Below are 15,122 nucleotides of genomic sequence, written 5' to 3' on the forward strand. Positions count from 1 at the left end.
AAATGCGTCCCTGCGATGAGCAGGGGCGTATTTTTTTTGGTTAAAAATTGATCTTTTATAAAATAAAGGAGGAAAAGCGCATGAATTTATTAGAAGATTTACAGTGGAGAGGCATTATTTATCAACAAACAGATGAGGAAGGAATGAAGGATCTTTTAGAAAAAGAAAAAATATCCTTATATTGTGGGATGGACCCGACTGGTGATAGTATGCATATTGGTCATTTATTACCCTTCTTAACATTGAGAAGATTTCAAAACGCTGGGCATCGTCCGATTGTGTTAGTGGGAGGTGCAACAGGATTAATTGGTGATCCGAAGGCGACAGAAGAAAGAACTTTACAAACGATTGAGAAAGTCCAAGAAAATGTTGCCTCTTTATCACAGCAATTAGAACGTATTTTTGATTTTGAAGGAGATAATGGAGCGACATTAGTCAATAATTACGACTGGACATCGAATATGAATATTGTCACTTTCCTTAGGGATTATGGTAAACATATTGGTGTGAATTATATGTTAGCAAAAGATACGATTGCTAAAAGGTTAGAATCAGGCATTTCTTTTACGGAATTCACTTATACGATTTTACAAGGGATGGACTTCAAGCATCTTTATGAAAATCACCAATGTAAAATTCAAATTGGCGGCAGTGATCAGTGGGGAAATATTACAACTGGGCTTGAGCTTATCCGTAAAATGGTTGGAGAAGGCGCGAAAGCATACGGTATGACCATTCCACTTGTTACAAAAGCAGATGGTACGAAGTTTGGAAAAACAGAAGGTGGAGCTATTTGGTTAGATGCGGAAAAAACGTCACCTTATGAGTTTTATCAGTTCTGGATAAATACGGCAGATGCAGATGTCATTAAATACTTGAAATACTTCACATTCCTATCACGTGAAGAAATCGAAGCTTTGGAAGTAGCTGTGCAAGAAGAGCCTCATTTACGTAAAGCACAAAAAGCATTAGCAGAAGAAATGACGAGACAAATACATGGTGAGACAGCATTAAATCAAGCATTGAAGATTACTGAAGCGTTATTCAGTGGACAAATTAAAGAATTAACCGCTGCGGAAGTAAAGGAAGGATTTAAAGATGTTCCTTCTTATCAACATAACGGCGAGGGTAATATTGTTGATTTGCTTGTAGAGGCTAAAATATCACCATCAAAAAGACAAGCGAGAGAAGACGTAACGAACGGTGCAATCTACATTAACGGTGATCGGATGCAAGAGGTTGATTATCAGTTGAGTGAGCAAGATAAAATAGAGGGGCAATTTACTGTTATTCGTCGCGGTAAGAAGAAATATACATTAATTCAATATTAAAATGAACAGCCTTCTTAAACTAAAACTTAAGAAGGCTCTTTTTTTATTTTAAGAAGATGTACCTCATATTGGCTTGATTCTTATTCTGCTCGATATTTCTTGAGCTTTCTGGCAGCAGATGCTTGGCTAATGCCTAACAAATCAGCGACTTTATAGCTTGAAGGATATTGTTTATATGTATGTAAGAGGATATGTTTTTCAATTCTTTCTAACCTTGCTTTTAAGCTTTCATTATTTTTTGGTAGGGGTAAATCAATGATGTCCGGTTCCATTTGCTTGTTTTTAAAGAGTGCTTGGGGTAGGTGGCTAGGATAGATAATGATAGAATCAACTGTTAAGACAAGTCTTTCTATTAAATTCTCTAGCTCGCGCACATTTCCTGGCCAATGATACTCTGTTAAATATTCGTAAGTCTCTGTATGAAGTTCTTTCTCCATATGATATTTATTGTTCATGATGGACAGATAATGACTGGCTAAAAAAACGATGTCTTCTTTCCGCTTTTTTAAAGGGGGAATTTCGATCGGAATGACATTGATACGATAGTAAAGGTCAAGGCGGAATTCACCTTTATTAACCATTTCTTCTAATGGACGATTTGTTGCAGTAATCAGTCTAAAATGACTCGTCCGATCTGTATTACTACCAACTCTTTTAAACTTCTTCTCTACAAGTACTTTTAACAATTTCACTTGTAAAGACAAGGATAATTCTCCAATCTCATCTAAAAATAATGTGCCATGATGTGCCTGTTCAATTAACCCCTTTTTCCCTTGCTTATGTGCCCCAGTGAAGCTTCCTGGCTCATAACCAAATAACTCCGTTTCGAATAAACTTTCTGGAATGGTACTACAGTTTACCTCAATTAAGGGTTCGTTTCTTTCGTTACTTAGCTGATGGATTTTTCTTGCCCACATACTTTTCCCAACACCAGATTCACCTAATAACAAGATTGTTGCGTTCGTATTGGCTACCCGATGAATCGTTCGTTTGATTTCTTCCATTTTTTTATTGCGATATTGGGCAGTTTCTTGTTGTCTAAGTGCTTTTACGACTTGTTGATAATTCTGGATTTGTCTCTCTAGCTCTTTATATTGGAGATGAAGTTTATTTATTTCTGTTTGATCTTGGGCATAGCTCACTACAAATTGTATTTGATTGTTAGAATCAAAAATTGGGTAGGCGGTGGTCATAATGGTTTTACCTGTTAACGTTTGCTGCATCAGTTCTACTTGTTGTTTCTTTTTTATTACAAGTGCTGTAATCGAAGGATTAAATACGCCTTTTGCTTCTAATTCATAAACCGTTTTACCTAAGCAATCCTCTTGCTTTACACCATAAACAGTCCAATGCTTTGGATTGAAATATAAGATTTCGCCGGCGCCATTTGTAATTGTAATATTATTATTGGAAGTGAGAACAATCGTTTCAATTAAAGAATGAAGTGATGAGTTTTCCATATAAACACTCCTTTGTATATAAAGCTCTCTCTAATTATACAATAATTCAAAATATAATTAATAATTAATTTATTGATTAAATAAATCAAAAATGAATTAATCATAAAAAAAGTTTCCTGATTTAATAAGTTTTATATATTTGGCATAAGACTTGCAGAGTAAATAATATTATTCAAAATAATCACCTAATGGAGGAATTGACTATGACAACATTATTAACGACAGAGTTATCTGAATTAGATAAGAAGCATTTTATCCATCCAACTAGCTCAATTGCACAGCAACAAGCGGAAGGTCCGAGCCATATCTTCACAGAGGGTAAGGGCGTATATTTAACAGATTCGAACGGACATAAAGTGATTGATGGGATGTCCTCGCTTTGGAATGTCAATATCGGCCATGGGGTGAAGGAAATGGCTGAAGCAGCTTATGAACAAATGTCTAAACTTGCCTTTACATCTAATTTTAGTACTTTTAGTAATGAGCCTGCGATTCGCTTAGCAGAAAAGTTGTCAAAAATATTACCTGGGGATCTTAATGCTGTCTTTTTTACATCAGGTGGATCCGAATCAAACGATACGGCATTTAAATTAGCACGACATTATTGGATATTAAAAGGGCAACCAGAGCGTCAAAAAATTATTTCCCGGAAAATGTCGTATCATGGTGTGGCAATGGGGGCTACAAGTGCTACAGGGTTAAAACCGTTTCGAGATTTTACAAATGCTAATGCGCCTCATTTTCACTATGTAAATTCGAGTGTAGAAGAATTCCGTACATTAATAGAAGAGGAAGGGCCAGAGACGATAGCAGCTTTTATTACTGAAATTGTTCAAGGAGCAGGCGGAGTCAATCTCCCTCCAGAAGGCTACTTTAAAGAGATAAGAAAAATATGTGATGAGTATGGCATCTTAATGATTATCGATGAAGTCATTACAGGCTTTGGAAGAACGGGAAAATACTTTGCCATTGAACATGATGCCATTCAACCAGATATGCTTTGTTTTGCCAAAGGTGTAACAAGTGGATATGCCCAATTAGGTGGTGTCGCGCTTAATAATCGCCTTCACAATGATTTCAAGACGCTTTCAAAAGGTACTTTGTTGCATGGTTATACGTATAGCGGTCACCCGGTAGCCTGTAATGTTGCTTTGAAAAATATTGAAATCATCGAAAGAGACGGTCTTATTGAGAATGCGGAAAAAATGGGAGAAGTATTATATAAAGGGCTGAAGTACTTAGAAGGAAAACATGAAATCGTGACAAATGCAAGAGGGTTTGGTTTACTAGGTGGGATTGATATTGTCAAAGATAGTCAATCTGGTGAGCGTTTTGATGAATATGTAAGTCCACTCATTGTGAAGGAAGCCGCTAAGCTAGGGTTGATTTTGCGAACAGTTACGTATGATCATGACTCAATTGTTTTCTCGCCGCCCCTCATCATAAACGAAGCAGAAGTGGAGCAAATGATTAATATCCTCGACCAAGCGATCGTAAATATCAAGGGAGAGGTGTTAAAAGGTTGAAGGTTGATACAAATAAAAAAACATATATGCGCTATAACCCTGCTAATATTGATGAATTAATCGGAAAAGTAGAAGAATCATCCTTGGCGGAAGTAGACATTGCGGCTACTTCTGCTAAGCAAGCCTTTATAAACTGGAAAAACAAGCCTTCAATAGAACGTGGCGATATTTTACGTGTAGCTGCAGATCTATTAGAAGCAAATATGGAAGAAGTGGCTATACTTGCGACAAAAGAAACAGGCAAGGTGATAAGAGAGACAAGAGGTGAAATAGGAAGAGCAGCAGCGATTCTTCGCTATTATGGGCAAGAGGGATGGAGACAAATTGGAGAGCATCTCCCTTCTGCGTTTATAGGAAAAACCCTCTACTCTTCTCGAGTGCCAATTGGACCGATAGCCGTTATTTCTCCATGGAATTTTCCAATCGCCATCCCAATATGGAAAATGGCCCCTGCATTGGTTTTTGGAAATACAGTTGTTTGGAAACCATCAGAGGAGTCAACATTAACAGCAATAAAAGTAGCTGAAATTCTGTGGCAAGCAGGGTTACCTAAAGATGTGCTACAAATGGTTAATGGTTCAGGCACAACGATTGGCGAGGCGCTAGTTTGTCATAAAGACATGACTGCAGTTACATTTACAGGGTCAAACCAAGTAGGCAATCAAATTGCGATTACTGCTGCATCTCAGCAAAAGAAGTATCAACTCGAGTTAGGCGGAAAAAACCCCGCGATTGTATTGGCTGATTGTGATTTATCTTTTGCTGCACAATCATGTATAGACGGTGCAATGAAACAGTCTGGGCAACGTTGTACAGCAACGGGCATTGTTTATGTTGAGGAAGCAGTCTATGATTCTTTTAAAACAATATTGAAGAATATATGCAATGAATTGAAAATAGGGAATCCATTATCAGAGGTGACAGATATTGGTCCGGTGGTATCAAAGAGACAATATGAAAAAGTACAATCCTATATCCAAAAAGGACTGGAAGAAGGTGCAAAGCTTGTTTGCGGTGGGCAGCCGCTTGCTGATGGATATTGGCATAATGGTTACTACATTCAACCGACAATTTTTGAAAATGTGAAAGAAGACATGACGATTGTTAAGGAAGAAATCTTTGGCCCGGTTCTTTGTTTAAGGAAAGTAGCGAATTACAAGGAGGCTTTAGAAGCAGCTAATTCCTCAAAATATGGACTAAGCGCTTCTATTTTCACGAATAATCTTCATCAGGCCTTTCATTTTATTCAACATGCTGAAGCAGGTATGGTTCAAGTAAATGGAGAGACTGGAGGTGCAGAACCGCAAGCGCCATTTGGTGGAATGAAGGCATCAAGCTCAGGCAGCAGAGAACAAGGACAAGCCGCAGTTGAGTTTTTCACAGAGATCAAAACAGTGTCTATACAAACTTTTGAAACATTAGATTACGATTAAATCTGAAAGGGTTGAATTTTATTAACAAAAATAAAGTCCTATCTCGATTCGATGTGTTGTTTTTGTCTTTTGGTGCAATGATTGGCTGGGGGTGGGTTGTGCTTTCAGGCAACTGGGTTCATACTGCCGGTTCTGTGGGAGCAATGATTGCCTTTATTGTTGGCGGTATTTTAGTTTCTTTTGTCGGACTTGCTTATGCCGAGTTATCATCGGCGATGCCGACAAATGGGGGAACGATGATTTTTGCCGAAAGAGGTATTGGACGTAAATCTGCTTTTATTGCTGCCTGGGGGTTAGCGCTTTGCTATATATCAGTCGTCGCTTTTGAAGCAGTTGCCTTGCCGACTGTTGTAGAATATTTGTTTCCTAATTACAAAGTTGGTTTTATGTACACAATCAATGATTATGATGTCTATCTCTCTTGGGTTTTAGTAGGTGTAGCAGGCGCTCTATTTGTCACCATTTTTAACTTCTTTGGTGTAAAATCAGCTGCCTTTTTACAGATGGTATTAACGATTGTGATTGCTTTAATTGGTGTCATGCTCATTGCCGGTGCTGGAGTGACTGGAAGTTTAGCAGATGCAGAGCCACTTTTTGTAGGGGGCGTTTCAGGTATTATCGTTGTTTTAGTAATGACTCCATTTATGTTTGTCGGGTTTGACGTTATCCCACAGACAGCTGAAGAAATGAATGTACCTCCAAAATCGATTGGACGACTTTTAATCATGTCAGTCGCCTTTGCTGTTATATTTTATATTGGCGTAGTCATAGCAGTAGGAATAGCAGTAGACAAATCTATTCTTTCGACATCAGTTTTACCAACGGCGGATGCGATGGCAAACATATATGGTTCTGATCATTTTGCGACCATTTTGATTCTTGGAGGAATTGCTGGGATACTAACGAGTTGGAATGCCTTTATTATTGGTGGGAGTCGTATTCTATGCTCAATGGCAGAGAAGGAAATGATTCCTGCTTGGTTTGGTCGCTTACATCCGAAAAATAAAACACCAACGAATGCGATTCTTTTTATTGGTGGACTATCCATGTTAGCGCCACTCTTAGGTCGTCCCATGCTTGTATGGTTAGTAGACGCTGGTGGGTTGGCAGTTCTATTTGCTTATTTAATCGTCTCTATTGCCTTTTTACAACTACGGAAAAATGAGCCAAATATGCCTCGACCATTCAAAGCAGGGAATTCTAATATTGTTGGATGGTTAGCGGTTCTATTAAGTATCGGTTTTATTGTCCTCTTCTTCCCAGGAATGCCTGCTGCATTAATCTGGCCATATGAATGGGTCATTTTTGCAGGTTGGTGGATTATAGGGGGGCTATTAATCTATCTTAAGCGGGAAACTTATATGAAGAGTAACAAAGATATATCTAATTCAAAAACAATGTAACCATTCTATTTGTTTCCAAATATAGCAAGGTTTTGCACCCTATTAGGGTGTTTTTTTGTGCCTATTTCTATAATGTTAGAGAAAATTTTCCTAATTATAGGAGACTAATCATTTTATGTAGCCTTATCACTTGTTTATTGGTTAGACCAGAATAACAAGTGATAAGGAAATGAAAAAAGCAACGATTATGTGAATGAAACAAGTAAAAGAGTAAATATGTCTGTCAGGACAAATAACGATGGAGGAAGAAAAACTTATTGTTGAGGAGTATGGCAATATCGGTCCTATCAATGGCCCGGATTATGACTTGTTTGTTGATTGTACGGAAATGAAGCTGTAATCTTAAGAGTTATCTGAAATATTGAACGTTTTAAGAACTGATGTAAATAAACATATTTCATAGTAATAGAAATTAATTGGAGTTGTTTAATATTGAACCAACAAATAGAAGAAGAACTTAAATTATTGAAATTCCAAATAAAATTGTTAAAAATGGCGGTTCCAAATGATGATTATCCATATTTCATGTATTTATTAGATCATGATATTACTGAAAAGCAATCTAATTTAATCAAAGACATTTTAGTTATATTAAATATTAGAAATAAAACGGTTTTTTCCGAGTATAAAAAAGGTCAACCAGAAATAGCAGAAGGCTTAATAGAAGAATTAAATAAATTCCATATTAATGAGCAACAGTTGTTTTCCGATGAAAAACCAAGTTATGAAGAATTTGAGTTTTACATCAAACAATTTCTTCCTTCACATGTTAATCCAATATATCTTTTGCAAAGTTTGGAAAAACAATCTTTATTTAAGAATATTGCAAAATATTTATTAGATAATCTAACTTTTAAAGAATAAGTTAACTTTAAGGTGATATGTATAAGGTATTGAATCTGAGATGGGTGCCATCTTGTTTGAGTATTATCACTATTATAAAAAAAAAACCCACATATAGTGGGTTTTTTTGAATCAGATTAACGAGAGTAGAACTCAACGATAAGAGATTCGTTAATTTCTGCTGGAAGTTCAGAACGCTCTGGTAAACGAGTGAAAGAACCTTCAAGTTTATCTGCATCGAAAGATACGAAATCAGGTACAAAGTTGCTAACTTCAACTGCTTCTTTCACGATATCTAGGTTACGAGATTTTTCGCGAAGAGTAATTGTTTGACCTGGTTGCATGCGGTAAGAAGGGATATCTACACGCTTGCCATCAACTAAGATGTGACCGTGGTTCACAAGTTGACGAGCTTGACGACGAGTACGAGATAAACCTAGACGATAAACAACGTTGTCTAAACGAGATTCTAAAAGAATCATGAAGTTTTCACCGTGTTTACCAGTCATTTTACCAGCTTTATCGAATAAGTTACGGAATTGGCGTTCGTTTACACCATACATGTGACGAAGCTTTTGCTTCTCTTGTAATTGTAATCCGTACTCAGATAATTTTTTACGTTGGTTAGGACCATGTTGTCCAGGAGCGTAAGGACGCTTTTCTAATTCTTTACCAGTGCCGCTTAGAGAAATACCAAGACGACGAGATAATTTCCAGCTTGGGCCAGTATAACGAGCCATAATATGACTCCTCCTTTTTGTTTTTATTTGGGTAAAATAAAAACAGTTGTGGTCAGCTTTACGTACATTTTGTTTTCAAGTATCTTCGCCCTCGCAGCAGAGGGTTACACAATACCCCATCAACAAAGATTGTTAGAGGAACAAAATGAAACATTAAAGTACACACAAAAGCTGCGATATTTTACACAAAGACTATTATACAATCTTTAATCATTAGAAGTCAATATTTTGCTAAGTGTAACATGGAGTCAATTATTAATCTTCGATGTAAAAGATTTAAGTTGAAAACACTTAAGTGAAAATGAGTCATTTCCTTATGAATATAGCAAAACGATGATAAAGAATGTTTGATATTGTAAAATATATGATATAATATAGTTCTAAAGTATCTATTTTAGTTAGGTTAAAAGAACTATAGTATAGAAAAAAATAGCTAAGTGTAATACTAAAAATATTTAAGAGTGATGATTTTCTTATGTCATTAGTTAATGACAATGCTTATACGCAGATAAAGACATAAGTGCCATTTAAGGAGCGATTTTTTATACCTCTGAAGTATACATATTCTATCTAAAATGTGGGTGATAAACAAACCCCTGTTGAATATAGGTGATATAACGATGGATAAGGAAAAGGAAGTAAAAGCGTTATTAAGAATAAAAAGTAAGTTATTAGATCTTATATATAAAGAAAGCACTTCTAAGCATCAATTTGATATTTTTGTTAAAGAAGTTGCTACTAGTTTAGGATGTGTCGCAGCAGGATTTTATTTCGTGAATGAGTGGAAAAAGGCATATGTCATTGAAGGTGAATTTCAAGCTGAGTTATTGCCTTTACCTGCTTTTATTCCTATCGATGAGATTTATCGCGAAGACCATCCATTTTATGCCGATAAAAAACAGGGAGTTTATACGAGTAAAGATGGACACTTACTGATATTCTTACTTCAGCGGTTAGATGGTATACCAGAGTATTTGGTTTTGCTAATGGAGGATCAACAACAACTCATGCTGAACCAGCCATTTATGAATAAGCTAACAGATGTTTTGAATTCCTATGTGTTATTTAAAGGTAAAATGAATGAGCTATACGATAAAAAACTTCATTACACGGAATTGTTTGCATTTGTCGAACGTTTTAGTTTTCATAGAATTTTAAAACTGGACGTATTATTAAGTGAGATGTTAGAAATTCTGCAGAGGCTATATCCTTCTTTTCAATATTATTTATTGTTGACACATGATTATGAAGAAATCAATCAATTACCAGTGAGGGATTTAGATTATCAGGAAGAAAACAGTCTCGCACTTGATGCGTATGTATCAGGCAAAGTGACGATAGAACAAACATCAACCGATATTGTCCTCTATGCTCCATTCATAGGGAGCCAGGGGGTGTATGGTGTTCTCCAAGTGATTACTAAAGGGGTATATGCGATTCCAAAAGCTGATCAAAAGTATTTTGGTTTAGTTGCGAAAATGACTGGAGCGATTATTGAAAATATTCAATTACATCAACAGTCACAACAATTAATTGGTGATTTGCAATTTATTAATGAAACATCGCAGCAATTAAATGCTGATCTGCGTTTTACGGAGACGATTCATTTTATGACCGAACAAATAAAGAAATCATTTCACGCAGAAGAAGTGGGCTTTTTCTTGTCTCAAGATGGTGAAAAATGGACTCCTTTAAGTGGTAGCACAAGTTTCTTCTTTGCAAAGAAATCGAAAGACTTTGTCATACATGTGCAAAAACTGATGTTAGAGAAGAAAGATGCGCTCTTTATTGGTGATTTAACGATTCCCCATACGAAAGCTAGTTACCGTTCCCTTATGGCTGTACCAATGGGAAACTTAGGGGCGGTGTGGGGGTTTGTAGTGATTTTGCATCCTATGCCTTATTACTTTCCGTTTGATTCATTTAAGTTACTGCAAGCATTAATTCACCATACAACGCTTGCATTTAAGAATTCGTTATTAAGAGAGGAATTAGAAAAGTTAGTCGTAACTGATCACTTAACGCAATTATTTTCACGAAGTTATTTGGATAATCAAGTAGAACAGTCACTAAAAAGTGACGAAAAAGGTGTGTTAATATTAATCGATATTGATGATTTTAAAATGATTAATGATGAATATGGTCATCAAGTCGGTGACGATATCCTTATTCAAGTTTCAGAAATTATTATCCATCATATTAGAACGAGTGATGTGGGCGCAAGATGGGGTGGCGAGGAACTGGCGATTTATCTTCCTAATGTAGATGCGAAGATCGGTGTTTCAATCGCTAGAAGATTAAAGGAACAAGTGAGTCGATTAACGAGTCCAGGCGTGAGTATTTCTTGTGGAGTCTCTCATTGGAAAGCGAATGATGACGAGAGCTATGCAACCTTATTTCATCGTGCGGATGTAGCATTATATGAAGCGAAAAATGCAGGGAAAAATAAAGTTGTTTTTTTAGAAAAGGATAGAGACTAAGAGGTTGGTTAGGTTAGTTGGAACAGAAATGAAATTGATGGGATTTAAAAATGAGATTGTCTATGTCTAAAAAGGATATTTATCGATCACAAACTGCCAATCGTATTTCGTTACTGTCACTTATACCACCCTCTTTGTTTAGTTAGACAACTATAAATCATAATAATTGTTGAAAATTCTTAGACTGTATCATATTCTAAATTATAGGAATATTTGTAATAATAATTAAGTCTATTTTTATTTTTATAATTATGTAAGCGTTTTCAAATATAATCCTGGAGGAGATATCCTTGGAAGGTAACGAGAAAAGAATAGAGACCAAATGTATTCATTCTGGTTATGATAGTCAATTCTATAACGGCAGTTTAATACCACCATTGTTTCAAACAGCGACATTTACATTCTCAAGTGCAGAAGAAGGTGCGCGCAGGTTTGCCTCTGAAGAAGCAGGGTATGTTTATTCACGTTTAGGTAACCCGACTGTTGAAATCTTAGAAAAACGAATGGCAGAATTAGAAGGCGCAGAATCGGCATTAGCTTTTGGATCTGGAATGGCAGCAGTTTCATCTGTTTTACTAACATTAACGAAAGCAGGAGACCATATTTTATGCTCGCAAGGGGTATATGGATGCACATATGGTCTATTGCATTTATTAGAAGAAAAATACCAGATTTCACATCAGTTTTCTCCTATGAGCTCTAGAGAAGAGTTAATGAATTGCATTACACCAGAAACCACTTGTATTTACATCGAAACACCGATTAATCCAACACTAGATATTGTTGACCTTGAAATGGTCGCAGCCATAGGTAAAGAAAAACAAATCCCTGTTGTAGTAGATAACACCTTTTGTTCCCCGTATTTGCAAAACCCCATTGCACTTGGGTGTGATCTTGTTGTTCATAGTGCAACAAAGTATTTGTGTGGCCATGGAGATGTCATTGCTGGCATTGTGGCAGGGAAAAAAGAGTGGATGGACGACATCGCGAGACAAGCAAGAAAAGATATAGGCGGTATTATATCTCCCTTTGATGCTTGGTTATTATTAAGAGGTATCAAGACATTACCTATTCGATTAGATCGACACAGTCAACAAGCTGCTATTCTTGCCAATTTTTTACGAGATCATGAGAAAATTGAGCAAGTTTATTATCCAGGTTTTGCTGATCATCCACAAGCTAAGATTGTTGCAAAACAAATGAAGCAACCTGGGGGCATTATCTCTTTTAAAATTAAAGGTGGGCAAAAAGAAGCGCAAGCATTGATGAATCACCTAAGTCTTATTAAAATGGCTGTGAGTTTAGGTGATGCAGAGACTTTAATTCAACATCCGGCAACGATGACACATGCTGTCGTACCGAAAGAAGAAAGAGAAAAAATGGGGATTGAAGATAATTTATTACGGCTTTCAGTGGGGTTAGAAGCGATCGAAGATATTCAAGCAGATCTCTCTGAAGCGTTATATCAATGCAAATAACATCATCTAATCAACATGCGAACAAATGCATGTAGCCTCTCTTGCATTTGTTCGCATTTCTTGCAGTTATAAAAACTTCACTAATTCTTTTACAAATGCTTCAAGCATTTTTTCATCTACTTCATCAAAGCGATTTTTTTCAGGAGAATCAATATCTAAAACACCTAATAATGTTCCTTCTTTTACGATGGGAATGACAATTTCCGATTGAGAAGCCGCATCACATGCGATATGGCCAGGAAAAGCATGAACATCTGCAATTCTTTGTGTTTCTTGTTTAGAAGCTGCAGTACCGCAAACACCTCTACCGACTGGAATTCTTACACATGCAGGCAATCCTTGGAATGGTCCGAGAACAAGTTCTCCATCTTCCATTAAATAAAAACCAACCCAATTGGTGCGGTCTAAAAATTGATTCAATAACGCAGAAGCATTACTTAAGTTGGCGACTGTATTTTTTTCACCTTCTAATAGTGCAGCAAGTTGCTTAATAACTAATTGATAATTTTCTTCTTTATTTCCTTGATAATTTTCGACGTTAAACATCATGCATCACCATGCTTTCTTTAAGTATTTAAGGTATTATGCCATAACATAGGGTAAAAGGGGAGACTTTGTCGACAATTAATAAAAGGAAAATCTCTTTTATGCAAGAATAGATTTATTATAACAAGAACAGTGGAAATATGAACAAAAATCTTGTTATAGGGAGGCGAAAGAGCGCATGAAAGAAAATGCTAAAGTGGCAATAATTGATGCAGCTATCTATCTCTTCAACCATAAAGGGTTCAATGGAACATCTGTTAGGGATATCGCCAATAAAGCAAAAACAAATGTTGCTAATATATCCTATTATTTTGGCAATAAGAATGGTTTGTTAGAGCAATGCTTAACGGAATATTATGAAGCATATATTCAAGAAATTGAGAAAGGGTATAATCTCTTAGACCGAGGAGCGACTCAATCCCTAAAGGCCGTTGCTGAAAATATCCTTTATTTCCAATTTGAAAATGTGCAATTAACGAGACTGATTATTAGAGAAATGTCGATCGATTCGCAAATGGTCCGAGAAATTATGTCCACTTATTTAACGAAGGAGAAGTATTATTTAAATAAAATATTTGAACAAGGATTCAAGACGAAAGAATTCTATCTAAACACGGCGTCGTATTTAATTCTACAATGGAAGAGTCTGCTTACTATGCCATTTCTTAATAGTCATTACTTAACAGAAGTGCTTTACCTTGTTCCCCATGAAAGTTATTTTGTGGAAAAGTATGTACGTGAAACTCATGCATGGGTTGATCATATTGTTTGTAGAAAAGAGTCAAAAGAACAGCAAGTAACATTGCTAAATGTTTTGTAACTGGGAATTTAACTTCTGCCAACCGTACCCAACAAGTTTTGCTTGATGAGCGTCAGAGCCGAACACAAGTGGAATGCCCATTCTTTTGGCTTTTTGTGCGACTGATGCCGGAGGGTAGCTTTCAGAACATAGCGGTTTAATGAGCCCAGCGGCATTATAGTCCAGTTCGTAATGCTTTTCTTTAACTGCATTTAAAATATCACTTAGTTCCTTTTCAAATTCCTGTTCAACGGGAAATTTTTTTTGGAATTTTTTAACTAAAGTAATATGACCCATTCTAGTCGGTTTATATTGACCAAGGTCGCTTAAGATGGACTTTTGAACTGTACGAAAATAATGTTGATAGACAGCATCAATAGACCCGTATTCATTAATCATCTCTTGGAAAACATCAGGGCTATAGTCTAAACAATGATAACCAGTTTCTCCTTTTAAGAAATGAACAGACAAGATGGCGTCATCGATATTTGGGCCAATTTTATTCAAAAAAGCCGTTATTTCGTCTTCGTACCCTTCAATATAATCCACTTCTAACCCGATATGTATATTGAGCTCCTTTTTATATTGTTGTTTTAACTGTTCAACTTCATCTAAATAATTGGCAATATCACTATTTTTCATTGCACTATCTTTGGCTGGTGTAGGATCAATAAAATTAGTGGGTAAAGGGGCATGCTCAGTAAAAGTGATATCAGTAAAGCCTTGCTCTATCGCTTTATTAATATAATGTTTCATTTGATCTTTTGATCCATGAGGGCAATAAGGCGTATGAATATGACCATCTTTTTTCACGTGAAAAGCTCCTTTTCATAGCGAAATAATTGTTATTTAGTACGATATATGAGATAAATAAAAATAATCATTTATACGTGTAGAATTTAACTTTAATCGGTTTTCTTTCCGGGAAAATAGAAGTTTTTCTGTCAATTGAAGATGTAAAAAGATTGATTATACAAATTTTGTCCAATTATTTCAATAAAATCTTAAAATAATAGTCAAAAAATGTCGTTTACATGGTATCATAAAAGCATTGAAATGAACAAGAAAATGATTAGTTTAAGT

General features: G+C 35.9%; 12 protein-coding genes and 1 other annotated feature (1 of these 13 running past the window's edge). Of the genes, 8 read left to right on the top strand and 4 right to left on the bottom strand.

The window, feature by feature from the left end:
* Positions 1-15 (top strand) — a binding site (T-box leader); it begins 207 nt to the left of the window's first position.
* A 65-nt stretch (positions 16-80) separates the two neighbouring features.
* Complete coding sequence (gene tyrS, locus H9655_RS00680; RefSeq protein ID WP_191809923.1) at positions 81-1,331, top strand: tyrosine--tRNA ligase; 1,251 nt, start codon at positions 81-83, stop codon at positions 1,329-1,331.
* 80 nt (positions 1,332-1,411) lie between these two features.
* Here tyrS and H9655_RS00685 read toward each other — a convergent pair whose 3' ends face one another.
* Positions 1,412-2,791: a sigma-54 interaction domain-containing protein gene (locus H9655_RS00685; RefSeq protein WP_191809925.1), complete on the bottom strand. Its 1,380-nt coding sequence runs from the start codon at positions 2,789-2,791 to the stop codon at positions 1,412-1,414.
* Between the two features lie 203 nt (positions 2,792-2,994).
* Here H9655_RS00685 and H9655_RS00690 point away from each other — a divergent pair, with 203 nt between their 5' ends.
* From H9655_RS00690 to H9655_RS00705, 4 genes are all read left to right on the top strand, one after another.
* Positions 2,995-4,317: an aminotransferase family protein gene (locus H9655_RS00690; RefSeq protein WP_191809927.1), complete on the top strand. Its 1,323-nt coding sequence runs from the start codon at positions 2,995-2,997 to the stop codon at positions 4,315-4,317.
* Positions 4,314-5,750, top strand: coding sequence for an aldehyde dehydrogenase family protein (locus H9655_RS00695; protein ID WP_225230355.1), 1,437 nt, complete (start codon positions 4,314-4,316; stop codon positions 5,748-5,750). Before H9655_RS00690 ends, H9655_RS00695 begins: the two co-directional genes overlap by 4 nt.
* Before the next feature lie 20 nt (positions 5,751-5,770).
* The gene (locus tag H9655_RS00700) at positions 5,771-7,153 is read left to right on the top strand and encodes an APC family permease (protein ID WP_191811305.1); all 1,383 of its coding nucleotides are present in this window, start codon (positions 5,771-5,773) and stop codon (positions 7,151-7,153) included.
* Positions 7,154-7,585: 432 nt separating this feature from the next.
* Complete coding sequence (locus H9655_RS00705; RefSeq protein WP_191809930.1) at positions 7,586-8,017, top strand: hypothetical protein; 432 nt, start codon at positions 7,586-7,588, stop codon at positions 8,015-8,017.
* Between the two features lie 116 nt (positions 8,018-8,133).
* Here the strand turns inward: H9655_RS00705 and rpsD are convergent, their stop codons facing one another.
* A complete protein-coding gene (gene rpsD, locus H9655_RS00710) occupies positions 8,134-8,736 on the bottom strand; it encodes a 30S ribosomal protein S4 (protein ID WP_095372261.1) in 603 nt (200 codons plus the stop codon).
* 620 nt (positions 8,737-9,356) lie between these two features.
* On the opposite strand from rpsD, the gene H9655_RS00715 reads away from it, so the two are divergent.
* The gene (locus H9655_RS00715; protein WP_225230357.1) at positions 9,357-11,216 is read left to right on the top strand and encodes a sensor domain-containing diguanylate cyclase; all 1,860 of its coding nucleotides are present in this window, start codon (positions 9,357-9,359) and stop codon (positions 11,214-11,216) included.
* Positions 11,217-11,506: 290 nt separating this feature from the next.
* Positions 11,507-12,694: a methionine gamma-lyase gene (gene megL / locus H9655_RS00720; protein WP_191809932.1), complete on the top strand. Its 1,188-nt coding sequence runs from the start codon at positions 11,507-11,509 to the stop codon at positions 12,692-12,694.
* 66 nt (positions 12,695-12,760) lie between these two features.
* On the opposite strand, the gene H9655_RS00725 is transcribed toward megL, so the two are convergent.
* Positions 12,761-13,240, bottom strand: coding sequence for a GAF domain-containing protein (locus H9655_RS00725; protein WP_191809934.1), 480 nt, complete (start codon positions 13,238-13,240; stop codon positions 12,761-12,763).
* A gap of 178 nt (positions 13,241-13,418) precedes the next feature.
* Between H9655_RS00725 and refZ the strand changes: the two genes are divergently transcribed.
* Positions 13,419-14,060, top strand: a complete 642-nt coding sequence (refZ, locus tag H9655_RS00730) for a forespore capture DNA-binding protein RefZ (RefSeq protein ID WP_191809937.1) — start codon at positions 13,419-13,421, stop codon at positions 14,058-14,060.
* Here refZ and hisJ read toward each other — a convergent pair.
* Complete coding sequence (hisJ, locus tag H9655_RS00735) at positions 14,046-14,852, bottom strand: histidinol-phosphatase HisJ (protein WP_191809939.1); 807 nt, start codon at positions 14,850-14,852, stop codon at positions 14,046-14,048. The two genes, refZ and hisJ, sit on opposite strands and share 15 nt — an antisense overlap.
* Positions 14,853-15,122 lie beyond the last annotated feature (270 nt).

It is taken from the genome of Cytobacillus stercorigallinarum (assembly GCF_014836495.1).
Lineage (GTDB): Bacteria > Bacillota > Bacilli > Bacillales > Cytobacillaceae > Cytobacillus > Cytobacillus stercorigallinarum.